Source organism: Enterococcus gallinarum (assembly GCF_021496385.1).
Classification (GTDB): Bacteria; Bacillota; Bacilli; order Lactobacillales; family Enterococcaceae; genus Enterococcus_D; species Enterococcus_D gallinarum.
The window spans coordinates 1279337-1305826 of the sequence record NZ_CP050816.1 but is presented as its reverse complement, the minus strand read 5'-3'; the positions used below and the strand labels follow the sequence as shown (position 1 = coordinate 1305826).

Annotated in this window: 24 protein-coding genes; 6 read left to right on the top strand and 18 right to left on the bottom strand. The window is 40.9% G+C overall.

From position 1 onward, the window contains the following. Positions 1-9: 9 nt before the first annotated feature. The 11 genes from ftsZ to HED61_RS06215 form a co-directional block, all read right to left on the bottom strand. Entirely contained in the window at positions 10-1248 is a 1239-nt protein-coding gene (ftsZ, locus tag HED61_RS06265) for a cell division protein FtsZ (RefSeq protein WP_003127641.1), read from the bottom strand. 31 nt (positions 1249-1279) lie between these two features. After that, complete coding sequence (ftsA, locus tag HED61_RS06260; RefSeq protein WP_003127640.1) at positions 1280-2596, bottom strand: cell division protein FtsA; 1317 nt, start codon at positions 2594-2596, stop codon at positions 1280-1282. Between the two features lie 154 nt (positions 2597-2750). Beyond that, positions 2751-3701, bottom strand: a complete 951-nt coding sequence (locus HED61_RS06255; protein WP_138371644.1) for a cell division protein FtsQ/DivIB — start codon at positions 3699-3701, stop codon at positions 2751-2753. 86 nt (positions 3702-3787) lie between these two features. Beyond that, the gene (murG, locus tag HED61_RS06250) at positions 3788-4882 is read right to left on the bottom strand and encodes an undecaprenyldiphospho-muramoylpentapeptide beta-N-acetylglucosaminyltransferase (RefSeq protein WP_219645582.1); all 1095 of its coding nucleotides are present in this window, start codon (positions 4880-4882) and stop codon (positions 3788-3790) included. After that, positions 4879-6255, bottom strand: a complete 1377-nt coding sequence (murD, locus tag HED61_RS06245) for a UDP-N-acetylmuramoyl-L-alanine--D-glutamate ligase (RefSeq protein WP_219645583.1) — start codon at positions 6253-6255, stop codon at positions 4879-4881. The genes murG and murD overlap by 4 nt, the downstream gene beginning before the upstream one ends. 14 nt (positions 6256-6269) lie before the next feature. Next, positions 6270-7232 carry a phospho-N-acetylmuramoyl-pentapeptide-transferase gene (mraY, locus tag HED61_RS06240; RefSeq protein ID WP_005471888.1) on the bottom strand — a complete coding sequence of 321 codons (963 nt, stop codon included), beginning with the start codon at positions 7230-7232 and terminating at the stop codon, positions 6270-6272. A 12-nt stretch (positions 7233-7244) separates the two neighbouring features. After that, positions 7245-9452 (bottom strand): penicillin-binding transpeptidase domain-containing protein, encoded by a 2208-nt coding sequence (locus HED61_RS06235; protein ID WP_041119492.1) that lies wholly within the window; start codon positions 9450-9452, stop codon positions 7245-7247. Beyond that, on the bottom strand, positions 9453-9872 hold the full coding sequence (gene ftsL / locus HED61_RS06230) for a cell division protein FtsL (protein WP_003127633.1): 420 nt from the start codon (positions 9870-9872) through the stop codon (positions 9453-9455). Between the two features lie 5 nt (positions 9873-9877). Beyond that, positions 9878-10837, bottom strand: a complete 960-nt coding sequence (gene rsmH, locus HED61_RS06225; protein WP_219645584.1) for a 16S rRNA (cytosine(1402)-N(4))-methyltransferase RsmH — start codon at positions 10835-10837, stop codon at positions 9878-9880. A gap of 14 nt (positions 10838-10851) precedes the next feature. Beyond that, the gene (gene mraZ / locus HED61_RS06220) at positions 10852-11283 is read right to left on the bottom strand and encodes a division/cell wall cluster transcriptional repressor MraZ (RefSeq protein ID WP_003127631.1); all 432 of its coding nucleotides are present in this window, start codon (positions 11281-11283) and stop codon (positions 10852-10854) included. Between the two features lie 206 nt (positions 11284-11489). Next, positions 11490-11858, bottom strand: coding sequence for a DUF3397 domain-containing protein (locus tag HED61_RS06215; RefSeq protein WP_003127630.1), 369 nt, complete (start codon positions 11856-11858; stop codon positions 11490-11492). A 331-nt stretch (positions 11859-12189) separates the two neighbouring features. Between HED61_RS06215 and HED61_RS06210 the strand changes: the two genes are divergently transcribed. Then, on the top strand, positions 12190-12309 hold the full coding sequence (locus tag HED61_RS06210; protein WP_005471881.1) for a DUF4044 domain-containing protein: 120 nt from the start codon (positions 12190-12192) through the stop codon (positions 12307-12309). 126 nt (positions 12310-12435) lie between these two features. On the opposite strand, the gene cls is transcribed toward HED61_RS06210, so the two are convergent. From cls to secA, 5 genes are all read right to left on the bottom strand, one after another. Continuing rightward, positions 12436-13881: a cardiolipin synthase gene (gene cls / locus HED61_RS06205; protein ID WP_003127628.1), complete on the bottom strand. Its 1446-nt coding sequence runs from the start codon at positions 13879-13881 to the stop codon at positions 12436-12438. 109 nt (positions 13882-13990) lie between these two features. Continuing rightward, positions 13991-14875 carry a permease-like cell division protein FtsX gene (gene ftsX, locus HED61_RS06200; RefSeq protein WP_003127626.1) on the bottom strand — a complete coding sequence of 295 codons (885 nt, stop codon included), beginning with the start codon at positions 14873-14875 and terminating at the stop codon, positions 13991-13993. After that, positions 14868-15554, bottom strand: coding sequence for a cell division ATP-binding protein FtsE (gene ftsE, locus HED61_RS06195; protein WP_005471877.1), 687 nt, complete (start codon positions 15552-15554; stop codon positions 14868-14870). Before ftsE ends, ftsX begins: the two co-directional genes overlap by 8 nt. A 116-nt stretch (positions 15555-15670) precedes the next feature. Further along, a protein-coding gene (gene prfB, locus HED61_RS06190; RefSeq protein WP_103300934.1) for a peptide chain release factor 2 occupies positions 15671-16778 on the bottom strand; the annotation gives its coding sequence in 2 pieces (ribosomal slippage) (positions 15671-16705 and positions 16707-16778; 1107 coding nt in all). Between the two features lie 92 nt (positions 16779-16870). After that, complete coding sequence (gene secA / locus HED61_RS06185) at positions 16871-19369, bottom strand: preprotein translocase subunit SecA (RefSeq protein ID WP_219645585.1); 2499 nt, start codon at positions 19367-19369, stop codon at positions 16871-16873. A gap of 501 nt (positions 19370-19870) precedes the next feature. On the opposite strand from secA, the gene HED61_RS06180 reads away from it, so the two are divergent. From HED61_RS06180 to HED61_RS06170, 3 genes are all read left to right on the top strand, one after another. After that, a complete protein-coding gene (locus HED61_RS06180; RefSeq protein ID WP_060813454.1) occupies positions 19871-21130 on the top strand; it encodes an extracellular solute-binding protein in 1260 nt (419 codons plus the stop codon). Between the two features lie 81 nt (positions 21131-21211). Further along, on the top strand, positions 21212-22558 hold the full coding sequence (locus HED61_RS06175; protein WP_003127621.1) for a carbohydrate ABC transporter permease: 1347 nt from the start codon (positions 21212-21214) through the stop codon (positions 22556-22558). Positions 22559-22560: 2 nt separating this feature from the next. Beyond that, positions 22561-23430, top strand: a complete 870-nt coding sequence (locus tag HED61_RS06170) for a sugar ABC transporter permease (protein WP_003127620.1) — start codon at positions 22561-22563, stop codon at positions 23428-23430. A gap of 91 nt (positions 23431-23521) precedes the next feature. Here HED61_RS06170 and HED61_RS06165 read toward each other — a convergent pair whose 3' ends face one another. Then, the gene (locus tag HED61_RS06165; RefSeq protein ID WP_003127619.1) at positions 23522-23881 is read right to left on the bottom strand and encodes a winged helix-turn-helix transcriptional regulator; all 360 of its coding nucleotides are present in this window, start codon (positions 23879-23881) and stop codon (positions 23522-23524) included. Between the two features lie 128 nt (positions 23882-24009). Here HED61_RS06165 and HED61_RS06160 point away from each other — a divergent pair, with 128 nt between their 5' ends. Both HED61_RS06160 and HED61_RS06155 read left to right on the top strand, forming a co-directional pair. Continuing rightward, a complete protein-coding gene (locus HED61_RS06160; RefSeq protein ID WP_138371639.1) occupies positions 24010-24852 on the top strand; it encodes an aldo/keto reductase in 843 nt (280 codons plus the stop codon). Between the two features lie 18 nt (positions 24853-24870). Then, on the top strand, positions 24871-25665 hold the full coding sequence (locus HED61_RS06155) for an SDR family NAD(P)-dependent oxidoreductase (RefSeq protein WP_060813460.1): 795 nt from the start codon (positions 24871-24873) through the stop codon (positions 25663-25665). A gap of 250 nt (positions 25666-25915) precedes the next feature. On the opposite strand, the gene hpf is transcribed toward HED61_RS06155, so the two are convergent. After that, on the bottom strand, positions 25916-26473 hold the full coding sequence (gene hpf, locus HED61_RS06150) for a ribosome hibernation-promoting factor, HPF/YfiA family (protein ID WP_003127615.1): 558 nt from the start codon (positions 26471-26473) through the stop codon (positions 25916-25918). Positions 26474-26490 lie beyond the last annotated feature (17 nt).

Sequence of the window (26490 nt, the reverse complement as noted above, 5' to 3'; positions counted from 1 at the left end):
CTCTGCCTCCTAGCGTTTGCGACGGAAGAATGGTGGTGTACTTAATTCATCGTCGTCATTTGTTTTTACTTCATCTCTATTGAATGTATCAAATTCTTTTTTTTCAACATTCTCAAATTGGCTTTCTTCTACTTTAGGACGAACGTTTTGTTCTTTACGAATATCCCAATCACCAAAGCCATGATCATCTTCTACGTGTGAAGGTTTCGCCTGATCCATATCTAACGTTGGTTTTTGTGGAATTGAATGGATTTGACTTTGTCTGCTTGTACGAGAAGAGCGTTCCTTTTTTGAAGGATCGATACCTGTTGCAATCACAGTCACACGGATTTCATCTCCTAAGTCTTCATTGATTGAAGTTCCTAGAATAATGTTTACGTCGCCTGTTGCAGCACTTGCTACGATATCAGAAGCATCTTGTGCTTCAAATAAAGTCATGTCTAATCCGCCAGTGATGTTCAGTAAGACTTGTTCTGCACCATCGATAGATGTTTCTAGCAATGGAGAAGAGATCGCCTTTTTCGTTGCTTCGATGACACGTTCTTCGCCGCTAGCAACACCAATACCCATCAATGCTGTTCCTTGATTTTCCATTACTGTTTTCACGTCAGCAAAGTCCAAGTTGACATAGCCTGGTGCAGTAATCAGATCAGAGATTCCTTGTACCCCTTGACGCAATACATTGTCTGCTTCACGGAATGCTTCCAGCATTGGTGTCTTCTTGTCAACAACTTCCAATAAACGGTTGTTGGAGATGATCAATAATGTATCGACGTTTTCTTTTAGTTTTGCAATTCCTTCAGCTGCGAAACGGCCGCGTTTTGGTCCTTCAAATGTGAATGGACGAGTTACTACGCCGACTGTCAATGCGCCGATTTCTTTGGCAAGTTTTGCAACAATCGGAGCTGCCCCAGTTCCGGTACCTCCACCCATGCCGGCAGTGATAAAGATCATATCAGCGCCTTGCAAGGAATCACGAATTGCGTCTTCACTTTCTTCTGCTGCTTTTTCTCCAACTTCAGGTTGAGAGCCAGCACCTAGACCGCGAGTATATTTAGGGCCTAATTGGATCACTGTTTCAGCTTTTGAATTTTTCAATGCTTGCACATCTGTATTGGCAGCGATAAATTCGACACCTTTAACGTTTTCTTCGATCATACGGTTGACAGCATTGCCGCCGCCGCCGCCGACACCGATAACTTTGATTACAGCGCCATCATTGATATTGTTATCAATTGAAAATTCCATAGTTTATCTTCCTCCTGAGTATCGTTTTAGATTATTCAAAGATATTTGAGAAGAAATCTTTGACACGATTCGTGATCGATTCGCCTTTCTTCTCTTCTTCTGGTTCTTCATAAGTTTCTTCTGGAGCCTCGTACTGCTCATAAGAAATCTCTTGTTGAACAGCAACAGGTTGTTGCGTCGTACGTTCACCCGTGATCGCGCTTTTAGCAAGCTGATAAACTTCACTTAAATTAGCAGAATAATCAACGATACTGATCACATTAGTGAAAACCGGATTTCTCAATCCCATATGGTTTGGCACGTATAATTTCACATTGGTTTCGAAGACTTCCTGTGCTAAATCGACAACGCCAGGTAAGCTAGCAGCTCCGCCAGTCAAAATAATTCCGCCTGGTAATTCAAACGCATCGATTTCATTCAAGACATCTTTTGATTTATTAAAGATTTGCTCCATCCGTGCTTCGATGATTTCAGCAAGATACCGTTCATCGATTTTGACAGGTTCAGATTTACCAATGACGTCCACTGGGAATTCTTCGCTTGCCGATGTACGTTCAGGATAAGCATCACCATAATTGATTTTTAGCGCTTCTGCATTATTGAAAGAAGTATTCAACACAGTAGAGATGTCTTTTGTTACAAATTCTCCACCTTCTTGATTGACATGGGTGAATTTCAACTGTTTGTCATGCATTACCGAAGTCGTTGTTTGACCGCCACCAATATCAATCACGATCGTACCAAAATCTTTTTCGCCATCTGATAAAATCGATTCAGTCAAAGCTAGTGGTGTGATTACAAGTTCGTTGACAATCAAGCCGGACTTTTCAACACATTTGCGAATATTGTGCAAAATCGTTTTAGGGCCTGTATAAACTACCCCAAACATCTCCAAGCGGACACCGATCATTCCGCGAGGATCTTTGATCCCTTCAAAGCCATCCACAGTAAACTCTTGCGGTAAAATGGCAATGATCTGTCTTTCAGGAGGTGTAGATCGAACGAGCGCTGCTGATGCTACGTTACGCACGTCGTCATCTGTGATTTCTTTTGATTCGCTGTTGACAGCAATCATCCCTTGGCAATTTTCAACCTCTAACAGATTGGCTGGCACACCCACGCTCACACTGCGAATTTGGATACCCGCTTTTTCTTCTGCTTGTCTTACTGCTCTTTGGATGGCTTGAACCGTCTTGTCAATGTCTACAATGATTCCGCGGTTGATTCCTTCTGATTTTGCATTTCCTACACCAATAATGTTCATTTGGCTATCAACGTATTCAGCTACAACAACTTTCACAGATGTCGTACCAATATCGAGGCCAACATACATTCCCGTTTTTGCCATGGATGGGGTTCCCTCCTACTTAATTTGCATATATCGCGAACCTTGAAAAGTTCGTATTTATATCTAATTAGAATAATTTGTTCACTGTTACCAATTCTACCATATAATAGCGATTTTTAGAAACAAGTTAATGAAAAAAACTCTTGAATTTTTCCTAAGAATCCCCTTCGGTCGATTGTTCTGTTGCCGAGTCACTGTCTTTTGTATTGGAAATCGGATAGGTAAAGATGCCCACTTCCATATCGATGATACTGTCTTCTTTCAAATCTTTTGCGATTTGCGGATAATACTGCATTTGACTAGCCATATTTGAAATGTTCACAATCACTTGGTTACCATCATTCATATAGATCGTTAACAACTCGTCATTACTGTCCCGAGGCGTGTACTTGATTTGAGAAATTCCTTCACGAATCTCTTGACTGAGCTTCTGATAAGCAGTCAGTACTTCTTTGATTTTTGACTGATCCGAAAAGCTCTCTAAAATAGGTAGTCCTTCCAGAGGCTGGTCACTCGGTTCATTGATCACGACACCACTTTCAAGAATAGGTGAATAATGATTATCGCTTGCTAGCAATGCCACCTCTTGGTACTCCGATACCCGAATCTTGAACTGGTTTAAAGAAGTGATTGTCACTTGAACATTTTTGACACGAGGCAACGCTTTTTTGATGGCTTGTTCCGTTTGTTCGCGGTCAAAATACTGCGGCCATATTTCTTCTCCAGTCGTTAATTCCGAATGTTCGATAATTGATTGGGCGGACACTTGATCATTGCCCACGACTTTAACATCCGCTAACTTACTCAACGGGGAGACGTAATACAGAATAAATAACAACGGGATCAGCAAAACACCAATAATCAACAGCAATCGGCGCAACAATACTCGATTACGGTATTTTTTTAAATTGGGCAATCGATCAGCAAAAGAGCGGGGAGCTTGTTCTGAATCTTCAGTCTCTGCGCCTTCTTCGTGCTTTTCTTCTGTTTGGTCTTCTGATTGTTCTTCATCTGAGTGAATCCCGGAAATGACAGAGGGTGACCATACAGGTTGATCGCCTTTTTCTTTTTGATAACGCAGATTTTCTTTCTGCCAAGGGGTCAATTCTTCTGTCGTGGGGGTGGTTTGATTATCATGAGATTTCTTATCTTTACTGATGACAATCTCTCCTTTCTATCCAACACATTGTACTATTTGATTACCTCTTGCACAAGTCGAAATAGTCGCTCAGATGCATCACTGATTCCTTGCTCTTTCGACGCCTTTGCCATTTCCATCCGTACGTTTTCATCACTCATGATCGCATCGACACACTCAATTAGATTTTGACTGTTCAACTCATTGTCCGCAATCATCTTGACTGCCCCAGCATTGACTAAGCTTTGCGCATTTTTTGTTTGATGATCATTCGTCACATAAGGACTAGGAATCAAAATCGCTGGTAATCCCAATGCAGTAAATTCAGCGATCGATGTAGCGCCAGCTCGTCCGATCAACAAGTCACTATTCGCCATGACTTCTGCCATTTGATCGATGTAGGGGCGAATGCTGATATTTGGAAAGGCATCTTTCGACATACCGATCTTCTCTTTGATTTCTTGGTAATAACGGTCACCAGAAGCATATAACAGTTGATAATCTTTCTTTGCAAAAAGCGGAATTGCTTCGATAATCGCTTGATTGATTTTCAGTGCTCCTTGACTGCCGCCAAATACTAAAACAGTTTTTTTCTTAGGGTCAAGGTCATAGGAAGCAAGGATCGCAGACTTCTGACTGTTTTTTACTTCTTGCCCGCGGGGATTCCCCACCAAGACCGTCTTCTTATCCGGAAAATAGTGCGCTGCATCCTGAAAAGCAATAGCAATCTTGTCCACATATCTGGTCAAAAATTTATTAGTGATTCCAGGAACACTATTTTGTTCATGGATGATCGTTGGGATCTTAAGTGCTGATGCCGCGTAGACCACAGCCCCAGAGACATAGCCCCCTGTCCCGATCACTACATCCGGTTGAAATTCTCTGAGTATTTTCTTTGCTTCACGATAACTTTTCAGGAAAAGTTGGACTGTTTTGACATTGTCCAATGAAAGTTTTCGTTTAAAGCCTTGTATTTCTAACGTCTTAAAAGGAATCCCGGTTGGTGGAACGATTTTGTTCTCTAATCCACGGGTAGCCCCAATATATAAAAATTCAGCTGTTGGATCAATGGAACGAACATAATCGACAAAAGACAATGCCGGATAGATATGCCCGCCGGTTCCACCGCCAGTTACTAGTATTTTCATTCACTTCGCTCATTTCTGTTAAGTTCTGCTACTGCCGCCATAAATTTATCCCCCCGTACTTCAAAGTTCGGGTATTGGTCCCAGCTTGCATTGGCCGGTGATAATAAAACGGTATCTCCCGGTTGGCTTAATTGATAAGCCAAAGGAACAGCTGTAGTTACATCTTCTGTCAATTTAATCGTTTTGATTCCTGCTTTACGTGCGGCTTCAGCAAGTTTCTCTTTTGTTTGTCCGAACAAAACAATCGCTTTGAGATCTTGCAGTGATGGAATCAGCTCATCAAAGGAGTTGCCGCGATCCAATCCTCCAGCCAACAAAATCAACTGATCCTTTTGGAAACCACCTAAAGCCATCTCTGTCGCCAAGCTATTTGTGGCTTTCGAATCATTGAAAAAGCGAACCCCTTCAATCGTATCAACATACTGAGTACGGTGAGGTACACCGCTAAATGTATGCAATGCTTGAACGATAGCCTCATTTGCTATCCCTTCTAATTTTGCCACTGCGATTGCAGCTAATGCATTTTCAACATTGTGACTGCCGGGAACGCCCAGTTCAGAAACAGGCATGATTGCCTCATCTTTGAAATATAACTGCTCTTCAAAAAGATACGCACCAGCCACTTTTTGTTGTGTCGAGAATGGAATCACTTTTGCTTTTGTTTGTTGAGAAAGTTCGACTAATTCTGGCTGGTTCCAATTGATGACTAGAAAATCTTCTGCTGTCATATTTTGCTGCAGCCGCCATTTAGCCCGCACGTATTCGGATCGATTGCCATGATAATCTAGATGAGCTTCATAAATATTCGTGATGACTGCAATCTTGGGATGTAATGTTTCGATCCCCATCAATTGGAAGCTGGAAAGTTCCATGATCAAGCGATCTTTAGCGCTAGCGGTTTGGGCGACGGTACTTGCTGGAAAGCCAATATTTCCAGACAACAATGCCCGGCCTTCACTAAATCCCGTATTTAAAACATTAGCGATCATCGTAGTGGTCGTGGTCTTTCCATTCGTTCCAGTGATTCCAATGATCGGTGCTTCCGAAATTTTGTAAGCTAACTCTACTTCCGTAATGATTGGGATTTTTTTTTCGATCGCTTTTTGGACAATAGGCTGATCATAAGGAATCCCAGGATTTTTGACCACAAGTGAAAAACCCTCATCCAGTAGTTCAATTGGGTGACTGCCGGTGATTACTTTAACGCCTAACGCCAAAAGATCCTGTGCTTCTGGATTTTCGGCAAAGGGTTTTCCGTCATTAACAGTAACAAGTGCGCCCAAATCATGTAACAATTTAGCCGCACTGAACCCACTTTTTGCTAATCCTAGCACAAGAACTTTTTTATTTTGATATTCATTTATATTTTTCATATGATTCCTCTCTCCTACCATACAATCACTAATGTGATGATCGAACATCCTAAAGCAATCAGCCAAAAAATTGTATCGATCTTCCATTCCGACCAGCCACTCATTTCAAAATGGTGATGAATAGGCGACATTTTAAAAATTCGTTTACCAGTCAATTTGAAAGAAGCGACTTGCAGCATGACACTTGCTGTCTCAATCACATAGACAAGTCCGACAAGTAATAATGTCCATTCTTGGTGAAGCAGTATTGAAACTGCTGCTAAAAGACCGCCCAATGCAAGGGAGCCCACATCACCCATGAAAATTTTTGCTGGTTTACGATTGTAAGGGAAGAAGCCGATCAATCCTCCAATGACCGCTAAGCAGACGATCAGGATATCGATTTGATCTTGACGCCAAGCAATGAGGCCATAAGTTGCAAATGAGATCGTACCGAGTCCAGCAACCAAGCCGTCAATCCCATCTGTTAAGTTGACGGCGTTTGAAAAGCCAACTAACCAAAAAATCACAAATGCGCCGTAAAAGATCGATAGCGGCAGCTCAAATCCAAAGAGATTCAAAACATTCGCATTGCCTTCTGATAAAAAGACCAGATAAAAGACAATCCCACCGATGATTTGTCCGATCAATTTTTGTAAAGAGTTTAAACCCATGTTGCGTTTCTTGAAAATTTTGATGAAATCGTCCAAGAATCCAAGCGCACCATAAACCAAGATAATAAATAACAAAATGAACAGCGATGCGGTCAACTGCTTTTGCCATGCGCCAACCCAAACTGCTGTGATCAATGCCGCAATCAAAAATACGAAGCCGCCCATTGTAGGAGTGCCAGCTTTGACATTGTGCCATTTTGGCCCTTCTCCTCGAATCTCTTGTCCGTATTTTTTCATTTGAAAATAGCCGATAAACAGCGGCATTGCAGCAGTAACGATTGCAAAACTACTGGCAAGTGGCAATATCATCTCTGTCCATTCCATAGTGTTCTCTCCCTATTCTTTTTCGCTCAATTTGAAGGTGATTGTTTGATCCGTGATTTCCTCATAAGGTGCAAGACTTTGGGAAACACAATACCCGTCGCCCTCAAATTTGACATCAACATCCAACATGTTGCCCAATTTGACTAAATCAGCTTTTGACCATGTGGTGGTGTCAGGCATATAAATTTTGTCACTATCCGTTAGCAAAAGAAGTCTTTCTCCTGGCAGTACTTTCGATCCACTGTCCACAGACTGATCGATAACTGTTTTTCCATCCCCTAATACTACAGGTGCTAGACCAATTTTTTGTACATCAGTTGCCGCGGTAGTTGTATCTAATTTACGATAATCATTGACGGTTACTTTCTGACTATTTTCTGTTGCTGTTTCTTCTAATGTTGCTTTCTTTAAATCCATCACGCGTTTCATCAACGGATTGGCGATTTTTGCCAATGCTTCGCTGTCGTGGTGTTCTGGTAATTTAATTGTTAGATAAAGAATGTATTCAGGGTCTTCTGAAGGAACCATTTCTACGATTGAGTACAAGTAATTGGAATCCCCAGATAAGTATTTCCCAGTTTTTGGATCAGCTACTTGGGCAGTCCCAGTTTTTGCTGAAATATTGTAACCAGGTACACTATAGACACCATACGCACTTCCGTAGTTTTCACTTTCTACCACATCACGCATATATTCTCGAACTTTCGTTGCTGCTTGTTCCGTGATAGGGTGTCCAACAACTTCTGGCTGTGTTACAGTCTCTTCACCTGTTTCATTGTCCACGATTTTGCTGATGTATTGCGGCTTGACCATCGTGCCGTTATTTGCGACTGCGGTAAAAGCCTGCATCATTTGAAAATTCGTCACACCGATTGCCTGACCAAATGAAGTCATTGCTTGACTGACCGGATTATTTTCCGGCATGATCCCAGTATTCTCATTTGGCAGACCCGAGTACGTACTGCGACCAAATCCAAACTGTTGCAAGTATTGTTGCCAACGGTCTGTCATTCGTTGTTCCAAAGTAACCATCCCAATATTACTTGACCAAGAAAGAGCTTGACGCATCGTCAATGTTCCTTTTTGACCAAAGTCCCAGTCATTGATTGTCGCATCATACAGTTTCAATCCATCCGGACTTGGTGTAAAAGTTTCATTTTCATCGAATATCCCTTGATCTATAGCAGCAGCTGTGGTTAAGACTTTCATGGTCGATCCTGGTTCATAGTTGTCTTCGACCAATAAATTCTGCCAGGTCTTGATGGTACTTAAATCATCAGGATCATAGGTTGGCCTTTGTGCCATCGCCTCGATTTCTCCTGTTTTTGCATTCATTAATGTGGCAGTCAGATCTTCTGGCTTGTATTCTTTGAACACTTTATCCATGAGCGTTTCTAAATAGCTTTGAATCCGGCTATCAATCGTTGTATAGATATCTTTGCCATCTACCGCTGCCACTGATTCTGCCACCGTTCCCGGTAGCGGGTTTTGATTGTTATCCTTTTGATAGACGATTTTCCCGTCTGTTCCGGATAATACATCATCATAAGCAGCTTCTAGACCAGTTTTTCCTACTAAGCCAGAAGAGTCGTTCTCCTCATTTTCTGCTAGAGCATAGCCGATAAAGTGAGAAGAGAAAATTCCATTAGGATACATTCTAGAAGGATGATCTGTAAAATAAAGGCCAGCGATTCCTTCTTTTTTCATTGCTTCTTCGATCGCTGTCTTTTTCTCCAGCGTCATTTTACTTCCTTGGCTACCGAATTCCACTTGCCAACGTTCTTCTTTTAGACCTTTTTCCAAAGTTTGCACAGCCTCATTCTGATCAATACCTAGTTGCTCATTCAGAATTTTGGCTAATTTATCAAAGTTCTTCTCTTCAGCATATAAATTCTTTTTCCCACTAACGTAGGATTTTGACAAAATAGCATAAACAGAATAAGAAGTTGCATCTTCTGCGATCGCGATCCCGTTGCGATCATAGATTGTCCCGCGTTTTGCTTTGACAACTTCGCTTCCTTGATAAAGGCTCTTGGTTTTCTCAGCCAATGAAGTACCTGCCACATTACCTACGATAACAATGTAGCTCAAACGCGTGACAAACAAAAAGAACAATCCAATACTCGTAGCAAAGAGAATAATACCTACTTTTTTGCGATTGTTCGTTGTAGTTTGATTTTTCTTTTTCAAGTATTGCTTGAATTTATCTGTTAGCTTCATTTAATCCACTTTCCTTAAATTGTCATCATCGATCGACAATCCATTATCCTCAGCAACCTTTTTGATACGCTCAGTTTTAGAAAGTTCGTTTCTTTCTTGCTCTAATTGTTCTGCTTGACTATTTTTTTCATTGATGTCTGATTGGATCAGTGAAATATCATGTTCGACTTGACTGATCGTAGTCCGAATATTGATCGTCAGGATCGCTAATGTCAAAACGGCAATGATCACAAATGCTGCAATCAGTTTTTCTAAATTAGAGATACTTTTTAACCGGCGAGCAGGAGATGCTGGTACACGGATAACCTCAGGACGCTCAGGTTCGCTTGGCAGCTGTTCAATTGTCGGTTCAGAGTGAGCATAAAACTCTTGTTCAGACGTTTCTTCAAATTCATAATCATGAACTTTTAGTTCTGCCATAATTGCTAACCTTCGCTTTCCTTCATTTTTTCCGCGATCCGCAGTTTAGCACTACGGGAACGATTGTTTTCAGATACTTCTTCTTCAGAGGGAAGAAGTGGTTTTCGAGTAATTAATTTTAGTACTGGTTGAAATTCTTCGGGGATGATCGGCAACCCTGGTGGCACATCTTTTGGGGTGCTGTAAGCTTTGAACGTAGACTTGACGATTCGATCTTCTAAAGAATGGAAAGTGATAACACTGATTCGTCCATTTTTTTCCAATAAATCGATGGCCTGTTCCAAAGATTCTTCAATGACACCTAATTCATCATTCACAGCAATCCGAATGGCTTGGAAGATCCGTTTGGCCGGGTGTCCGCCTTTGCGCCGCGCCGGAGCGGGAATCGCTGTTTTGATAATCTCGACTAATTCTCCAGTCGTTTCGATTGGTTTATTTGCTCGTGTCCGTTCAATTTCACGAGCAATTTGTTTTGAAAATTTTTCTTCTCCATAACGGAAAAAGATTTTTACAAGTTGGTGATAATCAAATTGATTCACTACCTCATAAGCAGTCAAAGCAGCCGACTGATCCATCCGCATATCTAATGGTGCATCCTGATGATAACTGAACCCACGTTCTGCTTCATCTAATTGCGGCGAAGAAACGCCTAAATCATACAACACACCACTTACTTGATCGACACCCTGTTGCTGCAAAGCTTCCTTTAAATAGCGGAAATTGCTTTTTATAAACGTGACCGTTCCTTTAGCCACATAAGACGCTAAGCGTTCTTTGGCATGATCGATCGCTTTTTGATCTTGGTCAAATGCGTAGAGGTGTCCCTCTTCTGATAATTGGGACAATAAATATTCACTATGACCCGCTCCACCTAATGTACAATCGACATAGATTCCATCCGGACGAATAGCTAAACCGTCCACTGTCTCCTTCAACATTACGGTGTAGTGTTGAAATTCTGCCATGCGCTTTCCTCTTCCTATAAGCCAAAATCAATCATTGTTTCAGCAATTTCATCAAAATTTTCTTCTGCTTCAGTGGTAAATGCTTGCCAACGCGCTTCATCCCAGATCTCAATCCGGTTGGAAACGCCGATGATCACGCAGCTTTTCATAAGTGACGCGTGTTCACGCAAGGTTGCCGGAATATTGATACGACCTTGTTTGTCGATCTCGCACTCCGTGGCAGCGGAATAAAAGAAACGTACGAATGTCCGAGCATCTTTCTTCGCCAAGGGCATTTCGTTCAGTTTTTCTTCTAGTTTTTCCCATTCAGATAAGGGGTAGCCAAATAAACAGCCATCTAATCCACGTGTCACAACAAATTTTTCTCCGAGTTTTTCTCGCAGTTTTGAAGGAACGATTAGTCGGCCTTTTGCATCTATCGAATGTTGAAATTCACCCATAAACATCGATAAATAACCCCCGATCTCCACCTGATAATCACAGTCTACCACAATCCCCCACTTTCTACCACATTTAACGTGAAATTTAAAAGTGAAGTTCTTTGACTAATTTTTACCAAACGAAAAAACAGGAGTTTCTTTCTCTTAAAAAGTTTTTAAAAAAACTTTAAGCAGAAAAATCTCGATGGGATAAGGGTTCTCCCTGTCACAAATTACAAATACTTGACGATATTTAAAATGATCAAAACAACATGGAAAATCAATGTAAACAAAAAGATACTCCGCCAGTACATTTTGATGTATCTGCCATACTGGATTTCTTCGTAATAATACGCTTGAAAGACAGCTAAGAGAATCCCCAGTAATAAGATAGAAATCAAATAATAGGGAGTGATCGATTGCTCAAAGGTATTCTTTGATAACTGATGAATCCCAATCACCAAAAAAGGCACAGCTAAGTCGGGTGCCTTCAGTCCAAACCGTTCTTTCAAAGACAACGCAGAAACTAAAAATCTGCAAGCAAAAAAAACGACTAATGGAAAGATATACCAAAATAATACAGCAGGCCCAAATCCAGACATACAAACAAATCCTTTCTAACAGCTAGTGTAACTATACTTTATTTTCTTTACATCTATGTTTCAGTTCGTTTAAAAATCCGCGGTCCAATAAGACAGTCTGCAATCTTTTACTTTCCTTACTCAAGCATCCTGCTTATTTTCTACTTATTTTTTCTCTATGTCTTTACTAATTAAAACAGAACAACCACCCTTCAACAAGAGAATCTTTGAAAAAACTTTTTGTGCTCTTGCAAAATATTCAAGATTTCTTAATTTATAAGAATAGCAGCTTGAGTTCTTTGGTAATTGGAGGTAAACTGTGACTAGAAATCAATCTAAAAGGTGGATCACGATGAACGAAAAAAAACCAAAAAGCACCTTCGCCAAAATCACTCAAGTAGTTATTTGGACAATGCTTATTTTGACAGTCGGGTCAGTTTTTCTGGCAGCCTACACAAGTATCATGAAATAATAAAAAACAGCAGTTGCATGAATCACCTTCTAACGTTGATCCAAAAAACAAACGTTAGAAGAGGTGCTTCAGCATTACTGCTGTTTTTTTGTTACCCAACTTTCACCTACGTTTACTAAATAGTTTCTATAGAAGCGGCGAAACAAGTCGTGCTAATCCCTCTTTGACCTTGATCAACAATCGGCGATTCCGGTATTTTTCCAAAGTCAATTCCTCTGAATCCTTGGAGTCAGCAAAAAATGCTTGGCGCGCTTCCTCAGCAACTTTTGCATCATAGACAACTGTATTGACCTCAAAGTCAAGTCGAAACGAACGAACATCAATATTCGCAGAACCAATCGAAACGACCCCACTGTCAACAATCATCGTTTTAGCGTGCATAAAACCTTTCTCATAAGTCTCTACCACTGCACCATAGGCTAATAACTCAGCAGCAAAGGAGTAAGTTGCCCAATAGACAAGTGGATGATCTGGTTTATTAGGGATCTGCAAATGAACAGAAACACCGGACAAAAGTGCCAGTTTCAAGGCATTGTGGATCGATTCATCAGGAATATAATAGGGAGTTTGAATCAAAATTTCTTTTTTGGCTAAATTAATCATTTTCAAATAAGTTATCTTTATCTCTTCGTGTTCTGAATCAGGACCGCTAGTCACTACCTGTGCAGCAATCGTTCCGTTTGTTTCGATCATTGGAAACAACGCTGCTTCATATTTGATTTCGATAGCATGTTGTGAATTCCAGTCCATCAAAAACCGGTTTTGCAGTGAGTAAACAGCTGGTCCTAAAATTCGCAGATGATTATCCCGCCAATAACCAAATTTTTCTACCTCACCTAAATATTCATTTCCAACATTGAAACCACCGGTATAACCAATCTTGCCGTCGATCACGACAATTTTCCGATGATTGCGATAATTGATCCGAGGATTGAGATAAGGAACGAACAACGGGAAAAAGAACGCAACTTGACCGCCATGAACCCGTAATTCATCGAAGAATTTCAGTGAAACCTGGGTGCTGCCCCAAGCATCCAAAAGCACACGGACTTTCACTCCTCGTTTGGCTGCACGGATCAAAGCATCTCGTACTTCTCCCCCCAATGTATCACTGCGATAAATATAATATTGCATATGGATATGATCTGTGGCGCCTTCAATATCTTTGAGTAATGCATCAAATTTTTTTCGGCCATCTTTATAAAGAGTCATTTCATTTGTAGTGGTATATAACGACTGACCATAGATCGTCAATAAATAAACGAGCTGTTTGACTTCTACTTGCGCAGTGGGCGGATGGGGATAAAGATTCCGCTGCAGCGCTTGCTTTTGCTCTTCCAGCTCCACGTTCAAACCAATTTTGGCTTGTGTCCTCAAATCGAAAATTTTTTCTTTGGAGATTCCGCGACCAAAGAAAAAATAGAGTACAAATCCCACGACTGGTATAAACAATAAAACAAGCAACCACGCCCATGTCTGAGCCGTTTGCCGTCTTTCTCTAAAAATAATCACGATCGACAACAAAATGTTCACGAAGAAAATGATCGTGAACAGGTTATCCATAACTAACATACCAACCCTCACCTCTCCTAAAAGAATAGCGAACTTGCAGTCTAAAGTAAAGGTGTCGGCAAATGAAAAACAGACCTGCTAGTCAGCAGATCTGTTTCAATAACACGTTCTACGCTTTTAAGAAACGGCGCATTGAGATGATCGATCCTAATGAACCAATCACGATTCCGATCAGAGCCATGACACCACAAACTTGCAGTAGAAACTGATTTGGTGCAATCAAACTATAATTGGAACGTAGCAGTGCTGGATTGACTAACAAGTAAACTTGGTGATAACCAAAATACATAATAGCGATAGGGACAATTGATCCCAGCAATCCGATCCAGCCGCCTTCTAAGAAGAAAGGCCAGCGAATGTAACCATTTTTAGCACCTACCAGACGCATGATTTGAATCTCTCTTTGACGAGACAAGATCGTGATCCGAATCGTATTTGAAATCAAGAACATTGCCACAAAGATCAATAGGATAGCAGCCCCAAGCCCCCAAGTACGAACCGCAGCCGATAGAGCAAAGATCTTGTCAGAAGAATCGCCACCATAGTCTGCTTTGAAAACATTTGGCAATTCTCCAGCTTGTTTTGCAATTTTTTTCGTGTATTCAGGATCTGTGGCACTAACAACGTATACGTTATAAAGCGGATTGCTGTCCCCTTCGAATAAGTTCCAAGAATCCCCCATCGCATCCTGAATTTTTTTCAATTCATCATCACGACTCGAAAAACGAACGTCTGAAACATTCGGTAATTCTTTAAGCGATTGTTCCAAAGTATCCATGTCTTTTTGTTCTGTTCCGATATCCACAAAGACAGAAACATCCACATTCTTACGGATGTCTTCGGCTAACTTCGTTGCATTTAAAATAACACCCAAAAAGATACCGACTAACGTCAACGTGATCGTGACTGCACTGAGTGACGCGATCGTCATCCAGCCGTTTCGTTTTAAACTTTTAATACTCTCAAGGAGATGACGGAAAAACGTTCTAATCATCGTAACCATATTCTCCTTCCGCTTGGTCGCGAATGATCCGACCATTTTCAATTGCGATTACACGGTGACGAATCGTATTGACGATCGTGCTATTGTGTGTCGCCATCACTACTGTTGTTCCTTGTGCATTGATCCGATCCAACAACTTCATGATCTCCCAAGAATTCTCAGGATCTAAATTTCCTGTTGGTTCATCTGCAATCAATACTTTCGGGGTATTCACGATTGCTCGTGCAATAGAAACCCGTTGTTGCTCTCCGCCTGAAAGCTCACTTGGGAAGACTCGTACTTTGTGTTTCAATCCTACAAGGTCCAATACTTCCATTACCCGTTTTTTGACCTCCCGAGGCTTGCGGCCAATAACTTGCATCGCATAAGCGACATTCTCATAAACCGTTTTTCGCGGAAGCAATTTATAATCTTGGAAAACAACACCGATTTCGCGGCGCATCAATGGCACTTCGCGATTCTTGATCGTCAACAGGTCATACCCTGCTACATTAAGAACACCCTTCGTTGCTTTTTCTTCACGATACATCAATTTGATAAAGGTCGATTTCCCTGCACCGGAAGGTCCGACGACATAAACAAACTCACCTTGATCAATTGAAATCGAAAGATTACGGATAGCAGTCGTACCATTAGAGTACTTTTTCATTACTTCTTTCATTTCAATCATGCAGCTATCTCTCCATCTCACTTTTTTTCATACTGGCTTATTATAGCATGAATATATTTCACAATGCTTTCAACAGATTACAATTATATTTCAATCTGTTTAATAGCCCAGTATAGTTATTTTTGATTTAATTTCAACTTGAGGTAGGCATCGATAAAGCCGTCTAAATCACCATCCATTACTGCTTGTACATTTCCTGTTTCAAAGTTAGTCCGGTGATCTTTGACCATGGAATACGGATGAAAGACATAGGAACGAATTTGTGAACCCCAACCGATCTCCATCTGTTCTCCGCGAAGCGCTGCAGCTTCCTGTTCTTTCTTTTCTACTTCTAGTTGATAAAGTTTTGCTTTCAACATTCCCATTGCTTGTTCCCGGTTTTTCAACTGCGAACGTTGTGCTTGACTGGCCACTACGGTACCAGTTGGAATGTGCGTGATTCGTACAGCAGACTCCGTCTTATTGATGTGCTGACCGCCCGCACCACTCGCTCGATAAGTATCGATTTTCAAGTCATCACTATTGATTTCGATATCAATCGCACCATCTAGCTCTGGCATGACATCTACCGAACAAAAAGAGGTATGCCGTCTTTTGGCTGAATCAAATGGTGAAATCCGAACTAAGCGATGGACCCCTTTTTCTGATTTCAAATACCCATAAGCATTATGGCCTTTGATCAGCAAAGTGACACTCTTGATTCCGGCTTCGTCTCCTGCCTGATAGTCCAATGTTTCGACTTGGTATCCATGTTGCTCGCAAAAACGTGTATACATCCGCAACAACATACTGCCCCAATCTTGGGACTCGGTGCCGCCAGCACCTGGATGCAGTTCGATGATTGCATTGTTTCGATCATATGGTTCATCTAACAGCATAGACAGTTCATAAGTTCCCATTTTTTCATTCAAAGCTTGGATACGTTCTGCTAGTTCTGCTTCCATTTCTGCATCTGGTTCTTCTTGGATCATTTCCAAAAGAACTTCCAACTCTTCAAATTCTTCTGCCAATTGATTGAACTGATCGTAGGTTTCTTTATTGGCATTGTTCTCGTTGATCACCTTCTGTGCTTGCTCAGAATCATCCCAAAACGTAGGGTCCGCCATCTGGTGTTCTGCTTCAGCGATTGCCTCTTCTAACTGATCTAAGTCAAAGAGACCCCCTAAAACTATTTATTTTTTCATTCATTTGATTCAATTGATTCCGGATATCTGCGATTTCCATTTGAATTCCTTCTTTCTTCACGCATATTGTAAATGAACGGAAAAGGCTGGACAAGAAAAGCTGCCAGCCTTTTTCCTAACGTATCAATTCTTCTATTTTTTGCCGTGACAGTTTTTGAATTTTTTGCCACTGCCGCAAGGACACGGATCATTACGGCCAACATTTTTGAAACTAGGATCTTCTTCTGGGACTGTTTCAGTTTCTTGAGCTTCTCCTTGAGCGACTTGTTCTCGTTGTACATTTTGGCGAATCTCGGCTTTCATAAACAAGCGTGTCACTTCATATTCGATCGCTCCCACCATATCTTCAAACATGTTGTATCCTTCAGTTTGGTATTCAACCAATGGATTGTTCTGCCCATATGCCCGCAGACCGACTGACTGTCTTAATTGGTCCATCGCATCGATATGGTCCGTCCATTTCGTATCCACTACTCGCAGAATAACTACTTTTTCAAATTCTAACAATTGTTCTTGACTGTTTAATTGGGCTTTTTTCTGCTCGAAAACTTCTTCTGCCCGTTGATAGAGATAGTCTTTGATTTCTTGTGGTTTTTTGCCTTTGATATCATCAACAGAGATGGAATCTTCATGCACTAAAGCATTTCCGGCAAAGTCGACGATCCCTTCATAATTCCAATTGCTTTCTTCTAATTGGGTATGGCTATCGACAACTCGTTCAATCGATCGTTTGACCATATTCATCAATGTTTGTGAAAGATCCTGCTCTTCCATGATGACTTCTTGACGTTGACCATAGATGACTTCCCGTTGCTCACGCATAACATCATCGTATTGCAAAACGTTTTTCCGGGTATCGTAGTTGTTACCTTCTACTCGTTTTTGCGCAGATTCTACTTGTTTAGACAACATCTTACTTTGAATCACGGCATCTTCTTCATCAATCTTCATCCGATCCAAGAACACTTTGATCCGCTCAGAACCAAACCGTTTCATCAAATCATCTTCCAACGAAAGATAGAATTGAGAAACCCCTGGGTCTCCTTGACGCCCAGAACGTCCTCGTAATTGGTTATCAATCCGGCGAGATTCATGACGTTCCGTACCGATGACCGCTAATCCACCTAATTCAGCAACACCTAAGCCTAATTTGATATCTGTTCCCCGACCAGCCATGTTCGTTGCGATCGTTACAGCACCTTTTTGTCCTGCGTTCAGAATGATTTCAGCTTCTTTAAAGTGATTTTTGGCATTCAGTACTTCATGAGGGACTTTCTCTCTATCCAACATGCTTGAAAGCAGCTCGGAAGTTTCTACAGCTACTGTACCAACAAGAACTGGTTGCCCTTTACGATGCCGTTCTTTGATATCTTGCACCACTGCGTGGAACTTGCTTTCCAGCGTTGGATAAAGTAAATCTGCACGGTCATCACGAACGATTGGTCGATTGGTCGGAATCTGAATGACTTGCATATTGTAGATTTCACGAAACTCTTCTTCTTCTGTTTTTGCGGTACCAGTCATACCAGAAAGTTTTTTGTACATCCGGAAATAGTTCTGGAAAGTGATTGTAGCCATCGTTTTGGTTTCATCTTCGATCTCAACATTTTCTTTTGCTTCGATCGCTTGGTGCAATCCGTCAGAATAACGACGTCCATCCATGATCCGTCCAGTAAACTGGTCGACGATCAAGACTTTACCTTCTTGTACGACATAGTCGATATCGCGGATCATGATATAATTCGCCCGCAACGCTTGGTCCATATGATGGGTCAACGCTGTATTTTCGATATCATACAAGTTTTCCAAGCCAAATGTTTCTTCGGCTTTCTCGATCCCTTTTTCAGTCAATCCAATTGTTTTTGATTGGATGTCGATTTTGTAATCTTCTTCTTCTTTTAATCGTTTCACAAAATTATCGACCCGATTGTATAGTGCAGTCGATTTTTCTGCTTGTCCAGAAATAATCAATGGTGTTCTGGCTTCATCGATCAAGATTGAGTCGACTTCATCGACGATGGCATAATTCAATGGCCGTTGAACCATTTGATGGCGGTAAACCACCATATTGTCGCGTAAATAGTCAAAGCCTAGTTCATTATTCGTACTGTAGGTGATATCACAGGCATATGCAGCCCGTTTTTCTTCTGCTGTCTTCGAATTGATGTTTAACCCAACAGTCAATCCTAAGAAATTATATAACTCACCCATTTCTGTAGAGTCACGAGTTGCCAAGTATTCATTGACCGTTACAACGTGTACACCGGCACCACTTAACGCATTCAAATAAACCGGCAATGTCGCAGTCAAGGTTTTTCCTTCACCGGTACGCATTTCAGGGATATTTCCGTCATGAAGTACGATCCCCCCCATTAATTGGACATGGTAAGGATACAGCCCTAAGACGCGTTTTGCCGCTTCGCGAACCACAGCAAAGGCTTCTGGCAATAATTGGTCTAACGTTTCACCTTGTTGAAAACGACCGCGAAATTCATCTGTTTTTTCGCGCAATTGTTCGTCAGATAAAGCGGCCATTTCGTCCGCATGAGATTCAACTTGTAAAGCAATATGGTCAAGACGTTTTAATTCTTTTTTATCATTCTCGATTAATTTTCTAAAAAAATTGGCCATGCCTATATAATTCTCCTTTTATTTCTACTTTTCCTAACTGGAAACTCTCCTAACTATTTTATCACTAGTTCATCATAAAGGAAATATTTTTCGGCGCAGTTCATGTTTCTCCATGATTTTTTTAACTCTTTTTTTCTTTTTTCAATTGCTTTAAATAGATTTCTTTTACGCCCATTGCTTCTTGTGTCCAACGCTACTTCTCTTGCTCCTTAAAACAATCTCCGAAACAGAAAGCAATCGTTTGCTTTACAATGGACGGAAAAATGATCTGCCACATTTTCATTCCCTTTTCAAATGTGAATAGAATAACTAAGTTATTTCCTGAAAATTTCGACTTTATTATTCCAATTGTAGAAAGGTTTTGTGTTAGACTGATTCTTAATTTTTCTTTTAAGCAATAGAAAACCAAAAAAGTTGTTCATTTTCTGCTTGACTATTATTGCAATCGATTGCATAATTAGGTCTGTAAACGCAAACAATTAATTTTTAGGAGGAACAAGAATGAAGGTAGATGTAAAACGATTACTTATTGGGGGAAGTATTTTAAGCTTGTCTGCAATCGTACTAGGCGCTTGTGGCAACAGCAACGACGATGCTGCTTCAAGCAATGGCAGTGCAGCGGAGTCTAGTGCAAAAGTCGAAGGTGATATTAAATTATGGGTAGATACCGAACATATTGATGCCTTACAAGGGCAAGTCGACAAATTTGAAAAAGAGTATCCTGATGTAAAAGTAACAGTTGCAGCTGGCTCTTCTGCCGATGCCAAAGCAGACGTCTCAAAAGACCCTGAACAAGCAGCCGATGTATTCATGATGCCTCATGACCAAGTAGGACAAATGGCTGAAGCTGGTCTGATTTATCCAATCGGTGATAAGCAAGCAGCAACAATCAAAGATACGAACGTGGAAGCAGCAGTTGATGCCGTGACTTGGAAAGACAAAATTTACGGCTATCCTTACGGTGTTGAATCTCAAGTGCTTTATTACAATACTTCTACATTGACAGCAGATGATGTAAAAACGTGGGAAGGATTGACTTCCGCTGGAAAAATCGGTACCAACTTTGCAGAAGACGGTGCAAACTACATTTTTGGCCCTCTATTTATGAGCAACGGAAATGTTCTTTATGGAGAAGACGGTGAAGATATTAATGGAACCAATTTCAACAACGAAGCTGGTGTTGAAGTCTTACAATGGATCGCCGATCAAAAAAATAATAGCGGTGTCCTTCAAGCCAGTGAATCCGCGTTGTCTGATTTGCAATCTGGTAAATCAGATGCCTTCCTTTCAGGTCCTTGGTCAAAAAATGACGTAGAAAAAGCGCTTGGAGACAACATGGGTGTTGCCGCCTATCCAACGATCGACTTCGGCAGTGGTGCGAAACAAATGAAAGCTTTCTTAGGTGTAAAACTTTATGCTGTCAACCAACAAACCGAAGCGCCATTAGCAGCTATGGCTTTAGCAGAATATTTAAGCAACCAAGAAACACAAGAAATCGAATTTACTGAAAACGGCGTTGTCCCTTCAAATAAAGATGCACAAGAATCTGATGCAGTAAAAGCTGATGCAGTAGCAAAAGCTGTGATGGAAATGTCTGATGCAGAACACTCTGTCGTAATGCCTAAATTGCCTGAGATGGTTTCTTTCTGGCCACCAATGGATGCGTTAATCAACGATACCTATAAAGGTCAAATCAAACCAGATCAGTTCCAAGATAAACTCGATAAGTTTGTTTCCGATATTTCAAAAGTAACCGAATAATCAACAACACATCACTATACATGACAAAGGGAAAGCCTGCTTTCCCTTTTCTAGTTAATTACGAAAGCAAGGTGAGAGGATATGTTCAGGAAAAAACATGCGTCGCATATCACTTTTAGAGAATTATTCAAAAAAGGCGATCTAGCGACAAAACTATCTTTTATTTTGATGGGAAGCGCTAATTTCGCCAATAAACAATGGCTGAAAGGAATTATTTTCATCGTATCACAAGTTGGTTTTATCGCTTGGTTCATAAGAAATGGTTTCCACGCTCTTCTGATGCTGCAAACATTAGGAACACAAAAACAAGGGTTGGTCTATAACGAAGCACTTGGTATTGAAATCTTGCAAAAAGGTGACAATTCAATGCTCTTATTGCTTTTCGGTATTGCTTCCCTGCTCGTTTGTGCACTCTTGATTATTCTCTATATCATTAATTTGAAAAGCGCCCGTCATTTGTACGAATTAAAACAACAAGGACTTAAAATCCCTACGACACGCGACGATTTACATAGTCTGGTGAACGAACGCTTTCATGCAACATTGATGACAATCCCATTGATTGGTGTCTTATTTTTTACTATCTTACCGCTCTTATATATGATTTCGATTGCCTTCACCAATTATGATCACAAAAATTTACCCCCAAAAAATCTGTTTACTTGGGTAGGATTGAAGAATTTCTCTAATGTCATCACTGGTGATATGGCGTCCACCTTTTTCCCAGTACTAGCTTGGACATTGACATGGGCTGTACTCGCAACGATCACTTGTTTCTTCTTCGGCGTGATCTTAGCCTTGTTGATCAACGCGAAAGGGATCCGTTACAAAAAATTGTGGCGCACCATTTTTGTTTTGACGATGGCAGTTCCTCAATTCGTGTCACTTTTGATCATGCGTAACTTACTAAACGGTTCTGGTCCGATTAACTCACTCTTACTGAATTGGGGATGGATCTCTTCTTCGATCCCGTTTCTGACCGATCCTTTCTTTGCGAAAGTCAGCATTATCTTTGTGAACATGTGGATCGGGATTCCAGCAACGATGCTTGTAACAACAGGAATCTTACAAAATCTTGATCAGGAACAACTAGAAGCAGCCGAAATCGATGGCGCCAATAAATTCCAAATTTTCCGCTCCATCACATTTCCTCAGATATTGTTTGTAATGATGCCCGCATTGATTCAACAGTTTATCGGCAACATCAACAACTTTAATGTTATTTTCTTATTGACTGGCGGCGGCCCATCTAACTCTAATTTCTATGGTGCTGGCTCGACCGATCTGTTAGTAACGTGGCTGTACAACTTGACAGTCAACACGATGGATTACAATTTAGCTTCCGTAATCGGTATCTTGATCTTTATCTTATCTGCTGTCTTTAGCCTGTTTGCGTACACGCGAACAAATTCTTATAAGGAGGGGTAACAATGTCTGTAAAGAAAAAGAAATCCGGCTACCAACAAGGGCAGTCAAAAACCCGTTTTCTGATTTATACGATTTTGATCATTCTTTCTGTTCTTTGGTTATTCCCGATCGTTTGGATCATTTTGACAAGTTTTAGAGGAGAAGGTGGGGCCTTCGTTCCTTATATCATTCCCAAAGAATTCACTTTTGAAAATTACCGACAACTATTAGCCAATGATAGCGGCAGCTACCCTTTTGTCCGCTGGTTCTTGAATACATTGTTTGTTGCTGTCTGCAGCTGCCTTTTGTCCACATTTATTACAATCGCAATGGCCTACTCTCTCTCACGGTTGCGCTTTAGACTTCGTAAACCTTTCTTGAAAGTTGCCTTGGTATTGAATATGTTCCCAGGCTTTATGAGCATGATCGCCGTTTATTATATTCTAAAAGCCCTCAACCTAACACAAAGCTTATTAGCGCTGATCTTGGTTTATTCGGCTGGAGCGGCACTGGGATTCTACGTTGCCAAAGGGTTCTTTGATACGATTCCAATGGCGCTAGATGAGTCTGCCATGATCGATGGTGCCAATAAATGGCATATTTTTACCAAGATCACATTGCCTTTATCAAAACCAATTATCGTCTATACCTCTTTGATGGCCTTCATGGGTCCTTGGATGGATTTCATCTTTGCTCGAATCATCATGGGTGATGACGTCAAAAACTATACCGTTGCGATCGGACTTTATTCTATGATGACAAAAACAACAGCCAATTCGTTGTTTATGTCCTTTACAGCTGGCTGTGTGCTGATCGCTATTCCAATCACCCTACTCTTTATCTATATGCAAAAATATTATGTACAAGGAATTACTTCCGGTTCAGTGAAATAACCCTCTTCCTACCTCACTTTTTTTAAGCAAAACTAGCAATCGCTGAGTGACTCTCGACTCGACGATTGCTAGTTTTTGTTTTTGATCTTCCCTACGCCTCTTGACTAGCTAACGCTACTTCAACGCCTTGTTCTTTCAATGTTGAAACATGCATTTCTCCCCAATGACAGAGAGCATCCAATACGCTGCTTAATGTCAGACCATAGTCGCTGAGAGAATAGACAACCTTTGGTGGAACTTGGTGATAAGAGGTTCGCAAAACGATGCCGTCTGTCTCCAGCTCTCTTAGTTGCTGCGTCAGCATTTTTTGACTGATATCAGGTATCCGTCGCTTCAAATCACTCGGACGCAAGGCGCCATCTCGCAGATTACACAGAATAATCGGTTTCCATTTTCCACCGATCACATCCATAGTAGCTTCCACACCAATGTTGTATTTTTTTGGAGTCATACTTCAAACACTTCCTTTAAATTCACAAAAGTTACTTTTTTGACACTATAGTACAAAAAAGTAGGTACTATTCATCTGAACTTTTTTAGTATAAGGTATATTTACCAAAAATCAAGGAGGAAATTTATATGATTCACTCATTAACCGACACAATTACATTGAACGAACAAGTCAGCATTCCTGGCTTTGGTTTGGGCGTCTTTCAAATTCCTGATGAAGAAGTAGCTACTGTTGTAAAAAACGGCATTTTAAAAGGTTATCGTTTGATTGATACCGCGCAAATATATGATAATGAAAGCGGAACAGGCCAAGGGATCAAAGAAGGACTAGCAGCAACGGGACTTACACGAGAAGAACTCTTTGTCACTTCTAAAGTTTGGAACAATTATTTGACCTACGATGAAACGATCGCGGCTTTTGAAAAGTCCCTCGCGCTTTTGCAATTGGATTATTTAGACCTTTATTTGCTCCACTGGCCTGGCAAAAATGCGTATCAAGAATCTTGGCGGGCACTTGAAGACCTCCATCAAGCTGGAAAGATCAAAGCCATCGGCGTCAGCAATTTTCAGAGCCATCATTTGAAGGAATTGCTCGCTACAGCAAAAGTCAAACCTGTGTTAAATCAAGTGGAACTACATCCAAAATTAGCTCAAAAAGAACTGCGTGATTATTGTCAGCAACAAGGAATCAAGATCCAAGCTTGGTCTCCATTGATGCAAGGTCAGATTCTCCAACATCCGATCCTCGTAAAGATGGCTCAACGCCATCACGTATCCCCTGCACAAATCGCCTTACGCTGGCATATCCAGCAAGATATTTTACTGGTAGTTAAGACAGTTAATCCCGACAGAATGGAACAAAATCAGCAACTCTTTGATTTTTCTTTGTCGGAAGAAGATATGCATGAACTTAATCGTTTGAATGAAGATCACCGGGTAGGTCCCGATCCGGATCAATTTAACTTTAACTAAGGAAATGGAGTGAAGGAAATGGAATTAGGATTAACAAAGAAAACAGCACTGGTCACTGGCTCTACGAAAGGTATTGGGAAAGCAATTGCTTTCGAGCTGGCAAAAGAAGGCGCGGATGTCATCGTCAATGGACGGCAAGAGGACAGTGTCAAAGCTGTCGTTGCTGAATTAAAAGAAAAATTTCCTAAGACGAATCCCCAAGTGGCTCCATATGATCTAGCCGATGCAGCAGCTCGCCAACAGCTTTTTGACCACTTCCCTAAAGTAGATATTCTTGTCAATAATATGGGGATCTTCGAACCAATGGATTACATGGAAATTACCGATGAAGTTTGGGAACATTTTTTCCATGTGAATGTTTTGTCGGGAAATGCTTTAGCAAAATTTTATTTGCCTCATATGCTCCAACAAAACTTCGGCCGTGTGATTTTTATTGCCAGTGAAGAAGCCGTTATGCCTTCTGGAGAAATGCCGCAGTACAGCATGACAAAAACGATGAACCTCTCTTTGGCTAAAAGTTTGTCAAAACTCACCGCTGGGACACAGGTCACTGTAAATACGATCATGCCTGGTTCAACACTGACCGAAGGCGTAGAAACGATGCTGAAAACGATGTATCAAGAAAGTGATTTGCCGGAGTCCATGTGGGAAGAAGATTTCATGAAAAAGCATCGCCCACTGTCTCAAATTCAACGGCTCATTCGTCCAGAAGAGATTGGACGCTTTGTAGCTTTCGTTGCTAGTCCTTACGCATCCTCTTTCTCTGGAGCCGCCTTGAGACTCGACGGTGGTTTAGTACCAACGATTTATTGATTTCTCAGCAAAGAACTATGTCAAAAAGACTTTAGCAAACACAGCAGCCGAAAGGCCATGAAATTGCCCCTATGATCCCGCAGATCGGATTTACACCTGCAGGATTGATAGGGCAATTTTATTTCACTCAGCGAATCATTTTGTTTAACTGCCCCTTTTATCACAGCTTTTTTATTCAAAAAAACAGAGCAGATCACTCTGCTCTGTCAAAAAAGACTTTTTTGGGGATTTCCGACAAGTCATTCTTTGATCAATCGGTTTCGATCAATCCATACTTGCCGTCTTTACGGCGATAAACAATGCTTGTGCCGTTTGTTTCGGCATCTTCAAAAATGAAGAAGTTATGTCCTAGCATATTCATTTGCAAAACGGCTTCTTCACTATCCATCGGTTTTAGAGAAAGACGTTTTGTACGTACAATGTCTAGTTCTGCTCCATTGGTTTCTTCTTCGTTTGTATCCGTTGTGAATAAGTCGCCATTGTCTGGAGCCACTAAAGCTGTTTCCCGAGATTTACGGTTGATTTTCGTTTTGAATTTACGGATTTGGCGTTCCAATTTATCAACAACCAAATCAATACTTGCATATAGATCAGGAGAAGTTTCTTCCGCACGCAAGACTAGGAATGGTAACGGAATGGTTACTTCAACTTTTGCTGTTTTTTCGGTATATACTTTCAAATTAACATGCGCTGTTGCTTCAGGCACATCATTAAAATAACGCTCTAGTTTACCTACTTTTTTCTCAACGTAATCGCGGATCGCTTCAGTTACCTCGATATTTTCGCCACGTACATTATATCTAAACATAAAAATTACCCCTTTCG

Excerpts from the sequence above, each read along its gene's own strand:
- ftsL (WP_003127633.1), bottom strand. The coding sequence starts at position 9,872 with ATGGCAGAACTAAAAGTTCATGATTATGAATTTGAAGAAACGTCTGAA.
- ftsX (WP_003127626.1), bottom strand. The coding sequence starts at position 14,875 with ATGATTAGAACGTTTTTCCGTCATCTCCTTGAGAGTATTAAAAGTTTA.
- ftsE (WP_005471877.1), bottom strand. The coding sequence starts at position 15,554 with ATGATTGAAATGAAAGAAGTAATGAAAAAGTACTCTAATGGTACGACT.
- ftsZ (WP_003127641.1), bottom strand. The coding sequence starts at position 1,248 with ATGGAATTTTCAATTGATAACAATATCAATGATGGCGCTGTAATCAAA.
- HED61_RS06215 (WP_003127630.1), bottom strand. The coding sequence starts at position 11,858 with ATGTCTGGATTTGGGCCTGCTGTATTATTTTGGTATATCTTTCCATTA.
- HED61_RS06210 (WP_005471881.1), top strand. The coding sequence starts at position 12,190 with ATGAACGAAAAAAAACCAAAAAGCACCTTCGCCAAAATCACTCAAGTA.
- HED61_RS06170 (WP_003127620.1), top strand. The coding sequence starts at position 22,561 with ATGTCTGTAAAGAAAAAGAAATCCGGCTACCAACAAGGGCAGTCAAAA.
- mraZ (WP_003127631.1), bottom strand. The coding sequence starts at position 11,283 with ATGTTTATGGGTGAATTTCAACATTCGATAGATGCAAAAGGCCGACTA.
- rsmH (WP_219645584.1), bottom strand. The coding sequence starts at position 10,837 with ATGGCAGAATTTCAACACTACACCGTAATGTTGAAGGAGACAGTGGAC.
- murD (WP_219645583.1), bottom strand. The coding sequence starts at position 6,255 with ATGAAAAATATAAATGAATATCAAAATAAAAAAGTTCTTGTGCTAGGA.
- HED61_RS06160 (WP_138371639.1), top strand. The coding sequence starts at position 24,010 with ATGATTCACTCATTAACCGACACAATTACATTGAACGAACAAGTCAGC.
- cls (WP_003127628.1), bottom strand. The coding sequence starts at position 13,881 with ATGTTAGTTATGGATAACCTGTTCACGATCATTTTCTTCGTGAACATT.
- mraY (WP_005471888.1), bottom strand. The coding sequence starts at position 7,232 with ATGGAATGGACAGAGATGATATTGCCACTTGCCAGTAGTTTTGCAATC.
- ftsA (WP_003127640.1), bottom strand. The coding sequence starts at position 2,596 with ATGGCAAAAACGGGAATGTATGTTGGCCTCGATATTGGTACGACATCT.
- HED61_RS06155 (WP_060813460.1), top strand. The coding sequence starts at position 24,871 with ATGGAATTAGGATTAACAAAGAAAACAGCACTGGTCACTGGCTCTACG.
- HED61_RS06235 (WP_041119492.1), bottom strand. The coding sequence starts at position 9,452 with ATGAAGCTAACAGATAAATTCAAGCAATACTTGAAAAAGAAAAATCAA.
- HED61_RS06175 (WP_003127621.1), top strand. The coding sequence starts at position 21,212 with ATGTTCAGGAAAAAACATGCGTCGCATATCACTTTTAGAGAATTATTC.
- HED61_RS06165 (WP_003127619.1), bottom strand. The coding sequence starts at position 23,881 with ATGACTCCAAAAAAATACAACATTGGTGTGGAAGCTACTATGGATGTG.
- murG (WP_219645582.1), bottom strand. The coding sequence starts at position 4,882 with ATGAAAATACTAGTAACTGGCGGTGGAACCGGCGGGCATATCTATCCG.
- secA (WP_219645585.1), bottom strand. The coding sequence starts at position 19,369 with ATGGCCAATTTTTTTAGAAAATTAATCGAGAATGATAAAAAAGAATTA.
- HED61_RS06180 (WP_060813454.1), top strand. The coding sequence starts at position 19,871 with ATGAAGGTAGATGTAAAACGATTACTTATTGGGGGAAGTATTTTAAGC.
- hpf (WP_003127615.1), bottom strand. The coding sequence starts at position 26,473 with ATGTTTAGATATAATGTACGTGGCGAAAATATCGAGGTAACTGAAGCG.